Raw genomic sequence first — 17,882 nt, 5'->3', positions numbered from 1 at the left:
GTGAGCAAGAGTCAAGCCCAGGGGAGAACTTTCCCGTGCCGGAGGAGCTGGCCGTAGTGCTCCGGGTCGGCCGGCTCGAGCGCCAGGTCGAGCAGCGGTACGGCGGCCTCGGCCGGGGTCGGCGCGGTGCTGACGTCCCACCACAGGGCCGAGGTGGGGGTGTTCATCATGCCGGGGCAGACGGCGGCCAGCAGGATGCCGCGGGGAACGTCTTCGTCATGGCGAAGAGCGGCAAGAGTGCGAACGGCCGCCACCTGGGCGATCTTCGACGGGATGTTGACGAACCCCGGCCACGCGGTCGCGCGGACGGTCCCGTCCTTCACGGCATCGCGCCAGCCGGCCACCTCCCGGTCCACCGCGTCGAGATCGGCGAGGTTGTCGAAGTGGTGATGAAGCATCGGCGCCAGGTACTGCAACCTGCCCAGCGAACTGGCGACGACGAGCAGCCGGCCCTCGTCCCGCAGCATGGGTGCAAAGGAGCGCAACAGACGCGTGGTGCCGAAGTTGTTCACCTCCGTGTACGTGTCCACGATCTTGCCCGGATCGTCGTCGGGTCCGACCCGCATCACGGCGTTCCCGAACACGATGTCGACGCCGCCGTGCCGTTCCTTCAGTTGTGCGGCGAGTCGTTCGACCGTGCCAGGGATTCCCATGTCCAGCAATTCGGCGCGCACCCGCGCTCCCCCGGCCGGGATGGTTGCGACAGCGGCAGCGACGCGGTCGATGTCGCGGCCGGTCAGGTAGACGGTGTCCTCAGGTCCGAGCCGAGCAGCGAGACCTTCGGCCAGCGCAAGGCCGAGACCCTGGGTGGCGCCAGTCACGAGAGCGACCTTCGTCATGAGCGGACCTCCTGCAGCAGCGATTCCGACAGGTCCCACAGCCGGACAGCGCCATCCGGGTCCAGCGCATAGCGGGCGACACCGTGCAGCCACGGAGCCCCATCCCGGCGGTCGATGGTCGGCGTCTCGTTGCAGTCCACGAAGTAGCGCCCACCGATCCCCTCGAGCTGCGGCGACGTCGCCAGCAGCACCGAGGTCGCCGCACCTTGCTCCGCCGTCTTCATGTCCGACGGCGAGGTCCGGCCGCTGCCGCGTCCTTCGGTGTGGCGCTGCAGATTGGTGAAGATTGCCCCAGGCATCAAAGCGTTCGCGGTGATGCCATCGGCGGCCCAACGGCGGCTCGCTTCCACAGCGAACAACACGTTCGCAGTCTTGGACTGCCCATAGGCCAGCCAGGGGTCGTAGGCCCGGAAGGCGAAGTTCACATCGTCGAAAACCACCGGCGAGAGCTGGTGACCGCTGGAGCTGACCACCACGATCCGGCCCGCGCCGTCCGCCGCGAGCGCATCGTGCAGGCCAGCGGCCAAGGCGAAGTGACCGAGATGATTGGTGGCGAACTGCAGCTCCCACCCCTGCGGCGTGTACGTCTCCGGCGACGCCATCACGCCGGCATTGTTCACCAGGATGTGCAGCGGCCCGTCCCACGCCGCCGTGAACGCGGCCACCGATGCCGGGTCGGTCAGATCGAGCCGTACGACCCGCAACGCCGTACTGCCGGTGGTCGCGGCGATGTCTTTGGCGGTGAGCTCACCTGCCGCGGTATCGCGGACGGCCAAGGTGACCTCGGCGCCGGTGGCCGCGAGGGCCCGCGCCGTCTCCACTCCCAGACCGGAGGCGGCGCCGGTCACGACTGCGCGGCGACCGGCGAGGTCGATGCCGGCAGCAACTTCAGCCGCCGTACTGCTGAATCCGAATGATGTCTTGATGAGGTTCATACCTTCACGCTAGGCGGCACCAGGACATGCCACCAGCGAAAGTCTGGCAAGTGTGGTATGCGTAAACGTCATGACCTTCACCGACGCGTCATTGACCGCGCTGCGGGTGTTCCGGGAGGTGGCCGAGCGCGGCACGTTGACCGCCGCGGCCACCGCGCTCGGCTACACCCAGTCCGCCGTCTCGCGCCAGATCGCTTCCCTGGAACGCGCCGCGGGGACGCCGTTGCTCGAACGCCGCCACGACGGCGTCCGGCTGACATCGGCCGGAAGGATCGTCGTACGACGTGCTGCCGCCGCGATCGATCAGGTGGACGCCGCCGCTCGCGAGCTGGCCGGGATTCCCGAAGAACAAGGCACTGTCCGGCTCGGCTGGTTCGCGACGGCCGGCGTCTGGCTGGTCCCCCGCGCGCTGGCCGCGCTCCGCGAGACGCATCCGGGCATCACAGTCATCACTCGTGAAGGCAGCACTCCGGCACTCGTCCGCGCCCTCCGCGCCGGGACTGTCGACCTTGCGCTGCTGGCCTCAGCGCCGCCCTTCCGCGCGCCCGACACGGAGACGCCTCCCCTGGAGATCCACACGCTCGCCGAGCGCAGCCTGCGGATCGCTGTCCCCACCACGCATCCGTTCGCCCATGCGGACGTCGTCGACATCGCGGATCTTCGCGGTCAGCGCTGGATCGCCGGACCGGGCGGCGAGCAGTACATGGGCGTCTGGCCCGGTCTCGACGAGCGGCCGCAGATCGTCCACACCGCGCGCGACTGGCTGGCAAAGCTCCATCTCGTCGCCGCCGGTCTCGGCATCACGACCGCCCCGACGGCCCTCACGTTCGCGCTACCACCCGGCGTCCGCATCATCGCCGTACAAGGCGGACCGGAGGAGCAACGCCGCATCCTGCTGGCGCGGCTCCCCCGCCCACTACCGGAACCGGTCGCGCGCCTGTCCGCGGCCATCCGGGCGGTCGCGAACGATCACGGCTAGACGGGCGGAGGTACGTCGTTAGCGATGGGTGAACTTGGCGGAGCGCTTCTCGACGAAGGCGGTCATGCCTTCGGTGCGGTCGTCGAAGGCGAACGTGGCGTGGAAGGTACGACGTTCGAACAACAAGCCTTCGGTGAGGGTCGTCTCGAAGGCCCGGTTCACGGCCTCCTTGGCGACGTAGACGGCAGGCAACGACATCTCGGCGATCTTCGTGGCGACGGCCGCCGCCTCCTCGAGGAGGGTCTCGGCCGGTACGACGCGTGACACGAGGCCGGCACGTTCTGCTTCGTCGGCGCCGATCGTGCGGCCGGTGAGGATCAGGTCCATCGCCTTGGCCTTGCCGATCGCGCGCGTCAGTCGCTGTGAACCGCCGATGCCGGGAATCACTCCGAGCGTGATTTCCGGCTGACCGAACTTGGCGTTGTCGGCGGCGATCAACACGTCACACATCATCGCCAGTTCGCAACCGCCACCCAGCGCGTAACCACTGACCGCTGCGATCAACGGCGTCCGTACGGCGGCCAACCGGTCCCACGCGGTGAACCAGTCGGACAGGAACATGTCCTGGTACGACTGCGCCTGCATCTCCTTGATGTCCGCACCCGCGGCGAACGCCCGCTCGGATCCGGTGATCACGATGGCGCCGACGCCCTGGTCGCGATCGAGCGCGGTCGCCGCGTCGACGACCTCGTTCATCAGTACGGCGTTCAGCGCGTTCAGCGCCTTCGGGCGGTTCAGCGTGATGGTCGCGGTGCGCCCGTCCCGGGTGACCAGGATGGTCTCGTAGTCGGTCATGATGCCGCCCGAATCTCGTTGATGATGGCTGAGAAGTCCAGCCCCGAACCGTTGCCGTCGGCAAATTCCCGGAAGAGTCCGCCGGCGAGTGCGCCCAGAGCCGCGGCCGTGCCGGTTCCTTCAGCAGCCTCGATCGCGAGACCGAGGTCCTTGGCCATCAGCGGTGCCGCGAACCCGGGCTGGTAGTCGCGGTTGGCCGGGCTGGTCGGCACCGGGCCTGGTACCGGACAGTTCGTGGTCAGCGCCCAGCACTGACCGGACGCCGTCGACGTCACGTCGTACAGGGCCTGGTGGGTCAGGCCGAGCTTCTCCCCCAGCACGAACGCCTCGCTGACGCCGATCATCGAGATGCCGAGGATCAGGTTGTTGCAGATCTTCGCGGCCTGGCCGGCGCCCGGTTCGCCACAGTGGACGATGCGGCCGGCCATCGGCTCGAGGACCTCGCGGACGGCCTCCAGGTCCTCCGGGTGGGCGCCGACCATCAGCGTCAGCGTCCCCGCGGCAGCGCCGACCACCCCTCCGGAAACCGGCGCATCCAGGGCCCGGTGTCCACCGGCTACGACAAGTTCAGCCGCCGCGCGGGCATCCGCCACCGCGATCGTCGAACAGTCCACGAAAAGCGTTCCGGCAGGCGCCGCGGCCAACAGCCCGTCGGCACCCTGATAGACCTCGAGAACGTGACGGCCACTGGGCAGCATCGTCAACACCACTTGGGCTTCCACAACCGCCGCAGCGGCGGATGCGGCCACCTCGATGCCGGCCTCCTTGGCTGCGGCACGAGCAGCGGGAACCGGGTCGAACCCGGTCACGCGATAGCCGGCCTTGACCAGGTTGGCGGCCATCGGACCGCCCATGTTCCCGAGGCCGATGAAGGCAACAACAATCACTGGGCACTCTCCTCAGTCAGGCAAAGCTCGTCGTCGCCGAGTCCGGCGAAGTAAGCGGTGACGGACTCATCGCTGACGCCGTCGAACGTCGCCGGGGACCACCGCGGGGTGCGGTCCTTGTCGATCACCTGCGCCCGCACACCCTCGATGAAGTCGTGCGAACCGTGGAACCGCACCGACAGCCGGTACTCCTGTTCGAGCGCAGCCGGCAACGACGGGAGGTCGGCCGCGGCACGCAACGCGCGCAACGTCACCTTCAGCGACGTCGGCGACTTCGTCAGCAGTACGGCGGCGGTCTCCCGCGCAGCCGGTACGTCGGAATCCGCCAGCCGGCTGTGGATCTTCACGAGATCGTCGCCCTCGTAGGCCAGGTCGATCCACTCCTGATCACCAATCAGCGTGGACCCCGGCGCCTGGGCAGAGAACTCGGCAACGGCCACCGCTGCGTCCTTGATCGCCAGCGCAGCAAGGAGATCGGGCAGCCGGTCGCTCGGCACGTACCAGTCGGCGAGGCCGACGGCGATGGCGTCGCCCGCTCGCACGGACCCGGCCGTCAACGCCAGGTGTGTGCCCAGTTCACCCGGTGCACGGGACAACAGATAGGTGCCGCCGACATCCGGGAAGAAACCGATGCCGGTCTCCGGCATCCCGATCTTCGATCGTTCGGTGACCACCCGGATGCCCGCGTGTGCCGACAGGCCGATGCCGCCGCCGAGCACGATCCCGTCCATCACCGCGACGAACGGCTTCGGGTACTCCGCGATCTCCGCGTCGAGCCGGTACTCGTCGGCCCAGAACTCCGTGGACGCCGTACCGCCGGCGATCCCGTCGTGGTAGATCGAGACGATGTCGCCGCCCGCGCACAGGCCGCGCTCGCCGCTGCCGGTGAGCACCACCGTCTGTACGGCGGGATCCGCGGCCCACTCGTCGAGCACCTGCCGGATGATCGTCACCATCTCGTGGGTCAGCGCGTTGATGGCCTTCGGCCGGTTCAGCACGATGTGCCCGGCATGCCCCTCACGCCGGGTCAGGACCGGGGCGGTCATGCGGCCTCCTCGACGAGGGCACGTCCAATGATCAGTCGCATGATCTCGTTGGTTCCTTCCAGGATCTGGTGCACGCGCAGGTCGCGCACGACCTTCTCGATGCCGTACTCGCTCAGGTAGCCGTACCCGCCGTGCAGTTGCAGGGCCGAGTTCGCCACCGTGAACGCGGCGTCGGTGACGAATCGTTTCGCCATGGCGCAGACCTTCACAGCGTCAGCGCCCTGGTTGTCCAGCACACCGGCAGCGTGCTGCAACAGGCAGCGGGCAGCGTTCAGATCCGTGTCCATATCCGCCAGCTGGAAGACCAATGCCTGCTGGCTGATCAGCGGTGCGCCGAAGGCCGACCGTGTCTGTAAATATCGGGTCGCCTGCTCGAGCGCCCACTGCGCCCCGCCCAGCGAACACGCGGCGATGTTCAGCCGCCCGCCGTTCAGACCGCGCATCGCGATCCCGAACCCGTCGCCCTCTTCACCGAGACGCTGCGAAAGCGGAACCCGGACTCCCTCGAAGATCACCTGCCGGGTCGGCTGGGTGTTCCAGCCCATCTTCCGCTCGTTGGCGCCGAACGACAGACCGGGCGCATCACCCGGCACGATGAACGCCGAGATCCCGCGCGGACCCGGTCCACCGGTTCGCGCCATCACGACGTACACGCTGGAAGATCCGGCCCCGGAGATGAACTGCTTCACCCCGTCGAGCACGTACCCGTCTCCGTCGCGCCGCGCGGTGGTACGCAGCGCGCCAGCATCCGAACCGGCTTCAGGTTCGGTCAGGCAGTAGCTACCAAGGTCGGTCATCGCGGCCATCCCGGGGATCCAGCGCTCACGCTGTTCCGCCGTACCGGCCTTGTCGATCATCGACGCGACCATGTTGTGGATCGACACATAGGCAGCGATCGCCGTGTCGCCCCGCGCCAGCTCCTCGAAGATCGTCACAGCCTCCAGCCGCCCGAGGCCGGAGCCCCCGACGTCCTCGCCGACGCAGATCCCGCCGAGGCCGAGCTCGCCGGCCCGGCGCAGTACGTCGACCGGGAAGTGCTTGTCCTGGTCCCACGTCACGGCGTACGGCGCGAGCTCGCTCTCGGCGAACTTGCGGACCGCCGCCGCGATCGCCTCCAGCTCTTCAGTCATGACAGGTCAGCTCATCGTCGGGATGACGAAGCTGGCGCCCTCTTTGGCACCCGAGGGCCAGCGCTGGGTGACGGTCTTGGTCTTGGTGTAGAAGCGGAACGAGTCCGGCCCGTGCTGGTTCAGGTCACCGAATCCGGACCGCTTCCAGCCACCGAACGTGTGGTACGCGATCGGCACCGGGATCGGCACGTTCACGCCGACCATGCCGACGTCGACGCGGGCGGTGAAGTCACGTGCGGTGTCGCCGTCGCGGGTGTAGATCGAGACTCCGTTGCCATAGGCATGTTCCGTCGGCAGGCGCAGCGCGTCCTCGTAGTTCTCCGCACGAGCCACTACCAGCACCGGACCGAAGATCTCCTCTTCGTAGATCCGCATGCCCTTGGTGACGCGGTCGAACAGCGTCGGGCCGAGGAAGAAGCCGGACTCGTGATCGGACAGGCTGAAGTCACGACCGTCGACGAGCAGCTCCGCGCCTTCCTCGACGCCGATCCCGATGTAGTCGAGGACCCGCTGCCGCGCCTCGGCCGTGACCAGCGGTCCGTAGTCCGACTTCTCGTCGAGACTGTGACCGACGTTCAGGTTGGCGATCCGCTCCTGCAGCTTGGCGACCAACGCATCCGCGGTCTCCTGCCCGACCGGTACGGCGACCGAGATCGCCATGCACCGTTCACCCGCCGAGCCGTAGCCGGCGCCGACGAGTGCGTCCGCGGCGTCGTCCAGATCCGCGTCCGGCATGATGATCATGTGGTTCTTCGCGCCACCGAAGCACTGCGCACGTTTGCCGTTCGCGGCCGCGCTTTCATAGATGTACTGCGCGATCGGCGTGGACCCAACGAAGCCGACGGCCCGCACCCGCGGGTCCTCCAGCAGCGTGTCGACCGCTTCCTTGTCACCGTTCACCACATTGAACACACCGGCCGGCAGACCAGCCTCGAGGAACAGGTCGGCGAGCCGCAGCGGGACCGAGGGGTCGCGCTCGGACGGCTTCAGAACGAACGCGTTGCCGGCTGCCAGCGCGGGGCCCGCCTTCCAGAGCGGGATCATCGCCGGGAAGTTGAACGGCGTGATGCCGGCTACGACGCCGAGCGGCTGGCGCAGCGAGTAGACGTCGATCCCGGTCCCGACGCCGGTGCTGAACTCACCCTTGAGCAGGTGCGGACCGCCGGCCGCGAACTCGATCACCTCGAGGCCGCGCTGGATGTCGCCCTTGGCATCCGCGACCGTCTTGCCGTGCTCACTCGACAGCGTCCGAGCCAGCGACTCCATGTCGCGGTTGACCAGATCGAGGAACCGCAGCAGCACCCGCGCGCGGCGCTGCGGGTTCCAGGCCGCCCACTCGAGCTGAGCCTGCTCGGCGTTGTCGATCGCCGCGACGACCTCGGCCTTGCTCGCCAGCGGTACCCGCGCCTGCACGGTGCCCAGATTGGGATCGAAGACGTCCGCGAAGCGGCCCGACGTCCCCTCGACCTGCCGACCTGCCACGAAGTGACTCAGCTCGTTGACCAACGTCTCGCTCCTCTGAAGGGTTGCCTGACCATTTAGTAGGGCGTGCGACAAATTAGCTGGACGTCCTACTACTTCCCTAGGGCGTGGATCACAGACCCGGATCGAGGGCTACTGGAAGGGCGCGGTCAGCGCGGACACCCTCCGGCCGTGGCGCCCGGTACGACGGAAGTCGTTTCCCTGTTACGTAAGGGACTTGCGGCCGTGACTCGCTGCAGAACGCCGGAGTCGTCCGCACTCCGGCCACTCCTCCTTTCGGACGGCGTGGCGGGGTTTAGCCGTGCCGTAGGGTGGCACACAACAAACCTCTTCAAGGTTCTCGTCGTCAGGACTGGCCGCGCGGACTGAGCAGAATTCCTGCCCACCGGCTCCGCCGCCATCATGATGTGAGGACGCCATGCCACCCGCCGGCACCACGCTCGACCGTACCCAAAAACCCTCCACAGGCAGCGATTTCGCGCCGTTGCTGCGGGAGATCAAGGCCGCCGGGTTGCTGGAACGCCGTACCGGGGAGTACCTGATCGGCATCGCGATCAACCTGCTCTGCCTGGGCGCTGTCGTCGCCGGGCTGATCCTGCTCGGCAACTCGTGGCTCGTGCTGCTGCTGGCGATCCCGGCTGGGATCTTCAGCACCCGGGCCGCGTTCTTCGGCCATGACGCCGGCCACCAGCAGATCGGCAGTTCACGCAAGCTGCACGACTGGATCGGCCAGCTGCACGCGAACGTCCTGCTCGGGATGAGCTACGCGTGGTGGAACGACAAGCACAACCGGCACCACGCCAACCCGAACCACACCGACAAGGACCCGGACGTCGCCGCCGGCGTTCTGGTCTGGACCCTTGCGCAGGCCGAAGGCCGCCAGGGTCTGTACGGCTGGCTGAGCCGCAACCAGGCCCGCATCTTCTTCCCGCTGTTGAGCCTCGAAGGCTTCAGCCTCAAGGTCTCCGGCATCACCTACCTGCTCACGCACCGGCCGCGCCGCGCCGCCGTCGTCGAGCTCGGCCTGATCGTCGCGCACCTGACCATCTACCTCGGCGGTCTGCTGCTGATCATGTCGCCGCAGAAGGCGCTCGTCTTCGCCGTCCTGCACCACGTGCTGTTCGGTCTGCACCTCGGCAGTGTCTTCGCGCCGAACCACAAGGGCATGGAGATGCCCGGCTGCGACACCAAGTGGGGCCACCTGGAGAAGCAGGTCCGCACCTCGCGCAACGTCAACGGCAACATCGTCACCGACTGGATGATGGGCGGCCTGAACTACCAGATCGAGCATCACCTCTTCCCGAGCATGCCGCGCGCCAACCTGCGCCGTGCCCAGGGCGCCGTCCGCGCGTACTGCGAGCGTGTCGGCGTGCCGTACCTCTCCACCAGCATCATCGCGTCCTACGCCCAGGGCCTGCGGCACATGCACGAGGTCGGCCGCGAACTCCGCGCGCACTGAGTCGAGGCGATCTGAACCGTGGCATCTCCACGTGTGCGTCAGATCCTGTTCGAGGTGCTCACCGATCCCCCGGGCCTGCATCGCGTAGGGAACCGTTAGGTCTGACGGCGTACGGATAGGGGTAGTTGCTGCGAGGATGACGGCGTGGACACCCTGCTGCGGAACAACGTCGTCGTCACCGGCAATCCGGACGGCCGGCCTGTGGTGCTCGCGCACGGCTTCGGCTGTGACCAGAACATGTGGCGGTTGACCGTTCCCGCGCTCGCTCCCGACTACCGCGTGGTCCTGTTCGACTACGTGGGGTCGGGGCGATCCAGGCTGTCGGCGTTCGACCCGTCACGCTACTCGGCGCTCGGCGGGTACGCCGATGACGTGGTCGAGGTCGCCGAGGCGCTGGATCTGACCGAGGCGGTGTTCGTCGGGCACTCGGTCAGCGCGATGATCGGCGTGCTGGCGGCAAACAAGGCTCCGGAGCGGATCGGCGCGCTGGTGATGGTCGCGCCCTCGCCCCGCTACATCGACGACGGCGCGTATCTGGGCGGCTTCACAGCCGAGGACATCGACGAACTGCTGGCGTCGCTGGAGGCCAACTACCTCGGGTGGTCCACCGCCATGGCTCCGGTCATCATGGGTACGCCGGACCGTCCGGAGCTCGGTGATGAGCTGACCCGGAGCTTCTGTGCGACGGACCCGGCGATGGCGCGGGTGTTCGCGCGGACAACGTTCCTGTCCGACTCGCGTGCGGATCTCGCTCAGGTGCGGGTCCCGACCCTGATCCTCGAATCGGCCGAGGACATGATCGCGCCGCGCCAGGTCGGCGCCTACGTGCACGACGCCGTGGCCGGATCGACCCTCGTCACCTTGGACTCGACCGGTCATTGCCCGCACCTGTCGGCGCCCGAGGCGACCAACCAGGCGATCACGGCCTTCCTCGCCACCTTGTGATGAACCACGACACGTTCGAGGCGGCGTACGACGGTGCGCCCAGCGGCCAACTGACGACCGGGCTGGACGGCCGGATCCTGCTGGCGAACAACACCCTGCTCGCCTGGATCGGCCGGCCGCGCGACGCGGTGGTGGGGAAGCTGCGGTTCGCCGACCTGCTCAGCGTGGGCGGCAAGCTCTATCACGAGACCCACTTCGCTCCCCTGCTGCGCCTGCAGGGCGAGGTCAGCGGCGTCGCGCTCGAACTCAAGCGGGCCGACGGCGGCCGGATGCCGATCCTGGTGTCCGCGACGGTCCAGTACGACGACGCCGGCGAACCGCTCCTGATCCGGACGACGATCTTCGACGCGCAACTGCGCCGAGCGTATGAGGAAGAGCTGCTTCGGGAACGACAGGCGGCCGAGTCGGCGCGAGCCCGGTTGCAGGACGCGCTGGCGGTTCTCCAACAATCGTTGCTGCCAGCAACCTTGCCGTCCGTGCCCGGGATCGCTGTCGCGGCCGAGTACCACACTGCCTCGCTCGACGACCTCGGTGGCGACTTCTACGACGTCTTCGCGATCGACAACGAGCGCTGGGGTTTCTTCCTCGGTGATGTCGCCGGCAAAGGCCCAGCTGCGGCCGCCATCACCTCGCTGGCACGCTACTCCCTGCGCGCCGCGGCCCTCCACGATCCGGCGGCGGCGTTGAGCACGCTGAACGTGCTGATGCACGAGCGGTACGCCGATGGGGACCCGCGCTACTGCACGGCCGTCTTCGGGACGCTGCAACGCGACCCGGCGACCGGCGACGTCGCCGTACAGTTCGCGTCCGGCGGTCATCCGCCACCGCTGTTGCTTCGCGCCGATGGCAGCTCGGAATACCTGTACAGCACCGACGGCACGCTGATCGGCATCCTGCCGGATTCCAAGTTCCCGCTGACCGACGTCGTACTGGCGCCGGGTGACCTGCTGCTGCTCTACACTGATGGGTTGACCGAGGCGCGGGTCGACGGTGGCCGCGAACTCTACGGTCAGGAGGCGGTGCAGAGCCTGGCCGGCCAGTACGCCGGAAACTCACCGGATGCACTCGTCCGCGCATTGTCCGAGGTCCTGGCCGGGTTCGGTCCTCGACTCGCCGATGACACCGCGCTGCTCGCGTTCGGCCCACTGTCGAAGGAAATTCGAGCCTGATCGGCGCCAGCCTTCGGTCCTGGTGGCACGGGGAGGCATGATATGCCCATGGATCAGTTGGCTCGCCCTTACGAGCCCCGCACAGCACCGCCGGACGAGGACAGGACGTTCGGTGCGGACGCCTTCGCGCGGCTCGCCGTCGAGCTGCACGACGCCGACGGCATGGACGAGACGGTCGAGGCCGTCGTCCAGTTCGCGCTGCAGGCCGAGGCCTGTTCCTACGCCGGGGTCGCCCTGGTGATCCGGGGCAGCCGCGAGATCGCGGCCGTGACCGATCCGATCGTCACCGAGGTGTACCAGCTGCAGTTCGACCTCGGTGCGGGTCCGATGCTGACCGCGCTCAGCGAGGGCGTCGCCGTACAGGTCCCGGATGTCGCGGCCGAGACTCGCTGGCCGGAATGGACTGCCCGGATGGCGCAGTACCCGATCGGCTCGGTCCTGCATACGCCGATGTGGGCGAATGCCCAGCTGATCGGCGTGCTGTCGCTGTACAACACCGAGCCGAACGCGTTCGACGCCGACGACGAGGCGGTCGCGCACATCCTGGCCCGGCACGCGTCCGTCGCCGTCGCCTCGACCCGGGACGACGAGACGATGGCCGCCGCCGTGGACGCCCGCAAACTGGTCGGCCAGGCGATGGGCATCCTGATGGAGCGCTTCGACCTCGACGACACCCGTGCCTTCGAGATCCTCAAGCGGTACTCCCAGCAGAACAACATCAAGCTGCGCGATGTCGCCCAAGAGCTGATCGACACCCGCAAGCTGCGCGGATCCTACGGTGAGTGAGCGCTGACCCCCACACCCCCCAGGGGTGGAGATGAGGGATTGACCCTCATGCGTGGGGGGTGCCTCAGGCGGGAGATTTGGTGGCACAAGGTCAACCACCGAAAACCACCAACCTGGGGGTAAGGAAATGAAGCGTCAAGGGATCGCCGTACTGGCCGGAGTCGCCACCGTTCTCGCCGGAACCGTGCTGCCGGCCGGCAGCGCCGCCGCCGACGGACTGCCGCTGCAGGGGCCGTGCACCGAGCAGAAGGATGTCACCGGGCCGCAGTTCGCCGTCAATCTGTGCGACGTGACCGACGTGGACCAGTTCCGCACCAACCTCGACAAGGAGGGCAGCGTCCACTGCGGACCGGCCTCCCTCTACAACGCGATGTACTACCTCGGCGAGCACAAGGGTTTGCCGATGCGCGTCGTACCGAACGGCCAGCTGATGACCGAGTACGACCCGCAGGACCCGGCCGACTACGACGAGGCGACCGCCTGGATCGGCTGGCTCGGTTACAAGGCCGGGATGGGCCCGAACCCGAGCGGCTCGAGTGCCACCGGTAACCGCGCCGCCTTCGATGCCGCCACCGTCGGCGCCAAGGCGAGCGGGTGGACGGTCAACCGCGGCGGCACCGGCTCCGACGGGCTCCCTGAGTTCGGCCTGGAGATCGCCAAGCGGCTCCGGAACGCGCCTGTCCAGATGTGGTATGGCCGCTACGTCCTGAACGCGGACAACACCCACACCCGCACCGGTGGCCACGCCGTCACGGTGGTCGCGGCGAAGGGTGACGTCGGCTCCGGCAAGGTCGAGCTGACGCTGCACGACCCGGCCCGCTCCGACGACCACAAGACGCCGGGCTACAAGGACACCCAGTCCCAGGTCCGCGACGAGCAGGTCACGCTCTACCGGGTGAACATCCGCACGAAGTCGGTCGACGAGGAGACCGGCGTCGAGACCATCAAGCAGCACACCTACTGGCGCCTCTTCGGCGAGAACTACCAGGGCACGACGCTCCAGTACGTCGAAGCCTTCAACTGGTTCGAGACCGCCCCGCCCGTCGGCTGAACCTGAGACACCATTCGAGCGGCCCCTGGAGGGAGGGGCCGCTCGATTGCGTTATGCCAGCGCCCGGCCGAGTTCGCGGCGGCCGGTGATGCCCAGCTTCACGTAGATCCGGCCGAGATGGTTCTCCACCGTCTTCGGTGAGACGAACAGCTCTTGCGCGATGTCGCGGTTGCTCCGCCCGGTCACCGCCAGCCCGGCTACCCGCCGTTCGCTGGCCGTCAGCGAGTCCTGGCCCGGAGCAACAATCGCTCGGGGCCGATCCCCCAGCGCCTGCAGGACTTCCGCCACCCGGTTCCGCAGCACGACAGCTCCGCACCCAGCCGCCAGTTCACCGCCGCGGTTCAGGGTCTCGCGAGCATCCGTGCGCCGACCGACAACCCGGTAGGCCTCACCGAGATCCACCAGCGCCCGCGCCAACTCCAGCCGAGCCGGAGACCGCTCCAGTACGGCGACCGCCTCGGTCAGCGTCTCGACCCGACGAGCGCCCTGTCCCACATCAACCTTCGCCATCAGCCGCAGCGCCGCACCCAGATCCGAAGCTGCACCCCAGCGCCGGCTCAACTCCAGCTGATCATTCGCCAACTCGCGGGCAGCCGCCTCGTCGCCCAGCCGCAACTGCGCCAACGCAGCCGGTGTCCGCCACGGCACGGCCGGCGGATCCACATCCGCGCCGACCATGTCGTCCCGCAACCGATACGCGTGCTCCAGCGCAGTGACCGGATCGTCCAGCTCCAACGCGATCCGCGCCCGGGTCGCCTCCAGCCACATCGCCGCGATGACCCGCGGCGCGTTCCGGCTCGACTCGTCGTACTCGGCCAGCATCGTCTGCGCCCCGGCGAGATCACCGCGCTCCAACGCCGCATACGCCGAGAACGTCACCGCGGTCGCCCGGATCGCCACCACCTGCGGCGTCAGATCCTCAGACGCGACCGCAGCCAGTACGCCGTCGGCGTCGGCCTCGACCGCCGGCAGATCACCACAGCGCCAGGCCAGGAAGTCCGAGACGTTCGCGACCATCGCGAACTCGATCGGTGACCCATGCCGCCGTACCCAGTCCTGCGCTCCCGCGATCTCGTCCCGCGCCGGTACGACGCCGTCCGCCGCGATCAGCGACATCATCGCGAGCAGCCAGCCGACCAACGGATCCGCTTGCCCGACCGAGTCCTTGAGCAGCGCGCCACGACGCAACGCCCGCTCCGCCGTACGCCGTACCTCGGCCGACGGGGTCACCTCGTAGCGACCGCACTGGGCGAGCAGCGCGAGCAAGATCCGCTCATCGGGTGTATCCCCCGGCAGATCGGCGAACCCGTGCAGATGCTGCGAGGCACGCTTGCGCTCCGACGGCAGGTACGACCGGACGATCCCGAGCCGCGCATCCAGCGCCAACCGAGCCGACTTGTCGTCGGCCCAGTCGTCGAGCGCGTGCATCAGCTCGGCCGCGGCAGCGCTCGGACCGTCGACTGCGGAGGTCGCGGCGGCCGCCGTACCGAGAAGTTCGGCGCGTTCGCGGCCGGTGGTCGCGTCGGCGGCGGCCAGCAGATAGCGCCGGGCGGTTCGGGGATCGCCGTTGCGTAAGAGGAGTTTCCCCAGCAGGCTCTGGAGTTCCGCGTTGCCCGGCTCGGCCTCGATGGCCCGGTTCAGGTAGTCGATCGCCTTGTCGACGTCACCCGCGGTCGCGCACAGGGTCGCGGCCTCGGTGAAGATCGCGACGGCCGCAGCCAAAGTCCCTGCTGGTGCCTGGACCAGATGCGCCGCGATCCGATCGGCCGACGCCCGCGCGGCCCACAGCGTCTCGGCTGCGCGCCCATGCAGGGTGGCCTGGTCGACCGGGCCCAAGGTCGAGGCCACCGAATCGCGGATCACTGGGTGCACAAAACTCAGCAGCTTCTGGGTGGACTCGACGGTGACGACGTGCGCGGCAACCAACTCGTCCACGGCCGCCGCCAACGCGGACTCGGGCAACCCTGCCACCGAACCCGCTGCCCAGATATCCGTCCGCGCGCCCAACACAGCAACGGTTTTCGCCAACGCCAGAGCCGTCGGCGACAACCTCGACAACAACGTCCGGCTCACCGCACTCGCGCCCAACCCACGAACCGTGGCTGCAGTCGCCGCGTCCGTCGTCGGCCGGTCCAGCACCGTCAGCTCGTCCAGCAACGACTCGGCCAGGAACGGGTTCCCACCACTGGCCGCCAGCACCGCATCCACAACCTGCGTGGCAGCCTCGCATCCACCCCGCTCAGCAATCAGTACGGCGATCCCGTCGCGAGTGAGTGGTCGTGGCAGCAACCGCTCGACGTGCCGCGCGACCGTCAACTCCGCCAGCGGGCCGAGCCGATCCGGCGGCGGCCTGGTCGCGACCACCAGCGCGATCGGCAGATCGGCCACCCGCTTGGACAGATAGGACAAGAAGCGCAGCGACGGCGGATCCGACCATTGCGCGTCGTCGATCGTGATCAGCAACGGCCGCGGCGAGGCGAGGTCGACCGCGACCCACCACAACGCGTGCATCGTCCGCGCGACCTCGGCATCACCGGCATCCGGAGTCGCCTTGTCCAGCGCCTCGATCGCCCGACCGGTCGGTCCGGCGATGATCGCTGCCCGCGTCTCCCCGGCGTACCGGGCGATCGACCGCTCGATCAGCTGCCGCACGACGCCCCAGGCCATCGCACTCTCGACCTCGTCACCGGTCGCCTGCATCCGGACGAAGCCGCGTTCCTTGGCCATCGCCCGGGCCTCCGCGACCAGCCGCGACTTGCCGATCCCGGCCTCGCCCTCGATTACCACGACCTTGCCGTCACCACGACCGGCGGCGTCGAGCGCAGCGGCGATCCGGCCGAGCTCGTCCGGCCGCTCGAGCACCCCGCTCATCCAGATCCCGGCAGTGCGTCGGCGACCCTCGACAGCAGATCCGGGTCGCGCAGCGGCTTCCCATGACCGAACAGCACCAGCGCGGGCCGGAGCGCGGCCAGGCGGCGCATCGACTGATGGTTGCGTTTGACATCGAAAGTCAGGAAGTTCCACGGCGCCGAGACCCTGGGCAGCCGGAAGAACACGTCACCACACAACAGCGTCCGGTCCGACTCGCGCCACAACGCGATGTGCCCCGGCGAATGGCCGGGTACGTCGAGCACGGTGAAGCTGCCCACCTGGTCACCCTCGACCAGGCGCTGAGAGACGGGATGCGGCGGCGGCATCTTCCCGCGCGCCATCAGCGCAGGCAGTCGCCCGGGCGCCGGTACCGGCGAGGCCGTCTCGATCGCCTCGGCGTCGTCGGCGCCTGTCCACAAGGGGATGCCGAGCTCCGTGCAGACCGCATGGCTGGACCCGAAATGGTCCGGATGGGCATGCGTGACCACATGCGCCGTCACGTCCCGCCCGCGCAGCTGGCGCAGGATCCGCCCGGCCGCCGCCGGGGTCCCGGCATCGACCAGTACGTCGTCGACGAGGTACGCGTTCATGAAATGCGGCGGCCGACCCAACAACTGACCGACCCCCACCGCTAGCTGCCGCACAGACGGATCTTAGTGCAGCGGCGCAGCTCAGGAAGCCAGGTAGCGCGTCCAGTACTCGACCCGGTCCGCGTTCGGCCGCAGCTCGAACCGCTCCCCCGAGGCCAGGGTCAGCACCAGCACCGACTCCGGCTCCACCACGCAGGACCTCACCTGCCGCAGGTCGACCGGCACGATCTGGAGCTGGGTCCCCAGCCGCCCGCTGAGCAGGTCCGGGAGGAAGAACGACCGCTCGGTGGTCACGAACAGGAAGCCCTGGTCGTAGTCGCGATCGCTCTGGCTCCCCCACACCAGATCGGTCACCAGCTCGCTCTCGCCGAGCAGCTCCACCACGTCGAGATGCTGTGCGGCCAGTTCGGCCTCGCTCGCCGTACCGGCTCCGGACGCGGCGCTCAGCAAGTCGGCCAGGTTCCGCCCCTGATTGCGCACCACCGCCGCCCGCTCCGGCCGGTCGAGCTGCTCGTAGAGGTCGGCGATCCGGTCCATCAGCTCGAGCGGCTTGCCCTCCACCCGGTCGGCCCAACCCCGGTCGCGGGACGCCTGCAGCTGAGCGCGGTACGCCTCCAGTGCCGCCGGCTTGTCGTCCAGCTCGGCATTGATCTCGCCCAGTTGCGCATACCGGTCGTACAGATCGGTGTCCGGCGTACCGTGCTCGATCGACGACTCGTACGCCTGCCGGGCCCCGGCGAGGTCGCCGAGCGCCCGGAGGTGCCACCCCAACCGTGCAGCGGCATCGGGGGCCACCTCCGGCGAGCGCTCCATCAACGACCGGCAGACCGCGGCTCCCCGCCGGTGGCTGAGCCGAGGCGTGAGCGACAGGATGCGGTTGGCAACGGATGCCGAGAGGTGCATCCCACCGACAGTACG

Annotated in this window: 16 protein-coding genes; 6 read left to right on the top strand and 10 right to left on the bottom strand. The window is 68.6% G+C overall.

All coding sequences use genetic code 11. The annotated features are described in order from the left end of the window. Positions 1–11: 11 nt before the first annotated feature. Both ACIA49_RS26235 and ACIA49_RS26230 read right to left on the bottom strand, forming a co-directional pair. Positions 12–839: an SDR family NAD(P)-dependent oxidoreductase gene (locus ACIA49_RS26235; RefSeq protein WP_396379973.1), complete on the bottom strand. Its 828-nt coding sequence runs from the start codon at positions 837–839 to the stop codon at positions 12–14. Further along, positions 836–1,774, bottom strand: a complete 939-nt coding sequence (locus ACIA49_RS26230) for an SDR family NAD(P)-dependent oxidoreductase (protein ID WP_396379972.1) — start codon at positions 1,772–1,774, stop codon at positions 836–838. The genes ACIA49_RS26235 and ACIA49_RS26230 overlap by 4 nt, the downstream gene beginning before the upstream one ends. Before the next feature lie 70 nt (positions 1,775–1,844). Between ACIA49_RS26230 and ACIA49_RS26225 the strand changes: the two genes are divergently transcribed. Then, on the top strand, positions 1,845–2,753 hold the full coding sequence (locus tag ACIA49_RS26225) for a LysR family transcriptional regulator (protein WP_396379971.1): 909 nt from the start codon (positions 1,845–1,847) through the stop codon (positions 2,751–2,753). Between the two features lie 18 nt (positions 2,754–2,771). On the opposite strand, the gene ACIA49_RS26220 is transcribed toward ACIA49_RS26225, so the two are convergent. The 5 genes from ACIA49_RS26220 to ACIA49_RS26200 are packed head-to-tail and all read right to left on the bottom strand — an operon-like array spanning position 2,772 to position 8,117. After that, positions 2,772–3,548, bottom strand: a complete 777-nt coding sequence (locus ACIA49_RS26220) for an enoyl-CoA hydratase (RefSeq protein ID WP_396379970.1) — start codon at positions 3,546–3,548, stop codon at positions 2,772–2,774. Beyond that, entirely contained in the window at positions 3,545–4,435 is an 891-nt protein-coding gene (gene mmsB / locus ACIA49_RS26215) for a 3-hydroxyisobutyrate dehydrogenase (protein WP_396379969.1), read from the bottom strand. Before mmsB ends, ACIA49_RS26220 begins: the two co-directional genes overlap by 4 nt. After that, positions 4,432–5,481: an enoyl-CoA hydratase/isomerase family protein gene (locus ACIA49_RS26210; protein WP_396379968.1), complete on the bottom strand. Its 1,050-nt coding sequence runs from the start codon at positions 5,479–5,481 to the stop codon at positions 4,432–4,434. The genes mmsB and ACIA49_RS26210 overlap by 4 nt, the downstream gene beginning before the upstream one ends. Then, positions 5,478–6,611, bottom strand: coding sequence for an acyl-CoA dehydrogenase family protein (locus ACIA49_RS26205; protein WP_396379967.1), 1,134 nt, complete (start codon positions 6,609–6,611; stop codon positions 5,478–5,480). Before ACIA49_RS26205 ends, ACIA49_RS26210 begins: the two co-directional genes overlap by 4 nt. A 6-nt stretch (positions 6,612–6,617) precedes the next feature. Continuing rightward, the gene (locus ACIA49_RS26200) at positions 6,618–8,117 is read right to left on the bottom strand and encodes a CoA-acylating methylmalonate-semialdehyde dehydrogenase (protein ID WP_396379966.1); all 1,500 of its coding nucleotides are present in this window, start codon (positions 8,115–8,117) and stop codon (positions 6,618–6,620) included. A 394-nt stretch (positions 8,118–8,511) separates the two neighbouring features. On the opposite strand from ACIA49_RS26200, the gene ACIA49_RS26195 reads away from it, so the two are divergent. The 5 genes from ACIA49_RS26195 to ACIA49_RS26175 all read left to right on the top strand — a co-directional run bounded on the left by ACIA49_RS26195 (position 8,512) and on the right by ACIA49_RS26175 (position 13,503). After that, positions 8,512–9,552 carry a fatty acid desaturase family protein gene (locus ACIA49_RS26195; RefSeq protein ID WP_396379965.1) on the top strand — a complete coding sequence of 347 codons (1,041 nt, stop codon included), beginning with the start codon at positions 8,512–8,514 and terminating at the stop codon, positions 9,550–9,552. Between the two features lie 144 nt (positions 9,553–9,696). Then, positions 9,697–10,497: an alpha/beta fold hydrolase gene (locus ACIA49_RS26190; RefSeq protein ID WP_396379964.1), complete on the top strand. Its 801-nt coding sequence runs from the start codon at positions 9,697–9,699 to the stop codon at positions 10,495–10,497. Next, positions 10,497–11,666 carry a PP2C family protein-serine/threonine phosphatase gene (locus ACIA49_RS26185; RefSeq protein ID WP_396379963.1) on the top strand — a complete coding sequence of 390 codons (1,170 nt, stop codon included), beginning with the start codon at positions 10,497–10,499 and terminating at the stop codon, positions 11,664–11,666. The genes ACIA49_RS26190 and ACIA49_RS26185 overlap by 1 nt, the downstream gene beginning before the upstream one ends. A gap of 48 nt (positions 11,667–11,714) precedes the next feature. Next, a complete protein-coding gene (locus ACIA49_RS26180) occupies positions 11,715–12,452 on the top strand; it encodes a GAF and ANTAR domain-containing protein (RefSeq protein ID WP_396379962.1) in 738 nt (245 codons plus the stop codon). 127 nt (positions 12,453–12,579) lie between these two features. Next, positions 12,580–13,503 (top strand): hypothetical protein, encoded by a 924-nt coding sequence (locus tag ACIA49_RS26175; protein ID WP_396379961.1) that lies wholly within the window; start codon positions 12,580–12,582, stop codon positions 13,501–13,503. Positions 13,504–13,554: 51 nt separating this feature from the next. Here ACIA49_RS26175 and ACIA49_RS26170 read toward each other — a convergent pair whose 3' ends face one another. Genes ACIA49_RS26170 through ACIA49_RS26160 form a run of 3 tightly spaced genes read right to left on the bottom strand, consistent with a single transcriptional unit; the run spans position 13,555 to position 17,867 of the window. After that, positions 13,555–16,374, bottom strand: a complete 2,820-nt coding sequence (locus ACIA49_RS26170; RefSeq protein WP_396379960.1) for an AAA family ATPase — start codon at positions 16,372–16,374, stop codon at positions 13,555–13,557. Continuing rightward, on the bottom strand, positions 16,371–17,018 hold the full coding sequence (locus tag ACIA49_RS26165; RefSeq protein WP_396379959.1) for an MBL fold metallo-hydrolase: 648 nt from the start codon (positions 17,016–17,018) through the stop codon (positions 16,371–16,373). The genes ACIA49_RS26170 and ACIA49_RS26165 overlap by 4 nt, the downstream gene beginning before the upstream one ends. A gap of 27 nt (positions 17,019–17,045) precedes the next feature. Next, the gene (locus ACIA49_RS26160) at positions 17,046–17,867 is read right to left on the bottom strand and encodes a tetratricopeptide repeat protein (RefSeq protein ID WP_396379958.1); all 822 of its coding nucleotides are present in this window, start codon (positions 17,865–17,867) and stop codon (positions 17,046–17,048) included. Between the last annotated feature and the right edge of the window lie 15 nt (positions 17,868–17,882).

It is taken from the genome of Kribbella sp. NPDC051587, assembly GCF_044453945.1.
GTDB lineage: Bacteria > Actinomycetota > Actinomycetes > Propionibacteriales > Kribbellaceae > Kribbella.
Note: the sequence above shows the minus strand (reverse complement) of the source record. Positions and strands in the feature narration are given on the sequence as shown.

Excerpts from the sequence above, each read along its gene's own strand:
- ACIA49_RS26210 (WP_396379968.1), bottom strand. The coding sequence starts at position 5,481 with ATGACCGCCCCGGTCCTGACCCGGCGTGAGGGGCATGCCGGGCACATC.
- ACIA49_RS26175 (WP_396379961.1), top strand. The coding sequence starts at position 12,580 with ATGAAGCGTCAAGGGATCGCCGTACTGGCCGGAGTCGCCACCGTTCTC.
- ACIA49_RS26230 (WP_396379972.1), bottom strand. The coding sequence starts at position 1,774 with ATGAACCTCATCAAGACATCATTCGGATTCAGCAGTACGGCGGCTGAA.
- ACIA49_RS26170 (WP_396379960.1), bottom strand. The coding sequence starts at position 16,374 with ATGAGCGGGGTGCTCGAGCGGCCGGACGAGCTCGGCCGGATCGCCGCT.
- ACIA49_RS26225 (WP_396379971.1), top strand. The coding sequence starts at position 1,845 with ATGACCTTCACCGACGCGTCATTGACCGCGCTGCGGGTGTTCCGGGAG.
- ACIA49_RS26185 (WP_396379963.1), top strand. The coding sequence starts at position 10,497 with ATGAACCACGACACGTTCGAGGCGGCGTACGACGGTGCGCCCAGCGGC.
- ACIA49_RS26180 (WP_396379962.1), top strand. The coding sequence starts at position 11,715 with ATGGATCAGTTGGCTCGCCCTTACGAGCCCCGCACAGCACCGCCGGAC.
- ACIA49_RS26220 (WP_396379970.1), bottom strand. The coding sequence starts at position 3,548 with ATGACCGACTACGAGACCATCCTGGTCACCCGGGACGGGCGCACCGCG.
- ACIA49_RS26235 (WP_396379973.1), bottom strand. The coding sequence starts at position 839 with ATGACGAAGGTCGCTCTCGTGACTGGCGCCACCCAGGGTCTCGGCCTT.
- ACIA49_RS26160 (WP_396379958.1), bottom strand. The coding sequence starts at position 17,867 with ATGCACCTCTCGGCATCCGTTGCCAACCGCATCCTGTCGCTCACGCCT.
- ACIA49_RS26195 (WP_396379965.1), top strand. The coding sequence starts at position 8,512 with ATGCCACCCGCCGGCACCACGCTCGACCGTACCCAAAAACCCTCCACA.
- ACIA49_RS26205 (WP_396379967.1), bottom strand. The coding sequence starts at position 6,611 with ATGACTGAAGAGCTGGAGGCGATCGCGGCGGCGGTCCGCAAGTTCGCC.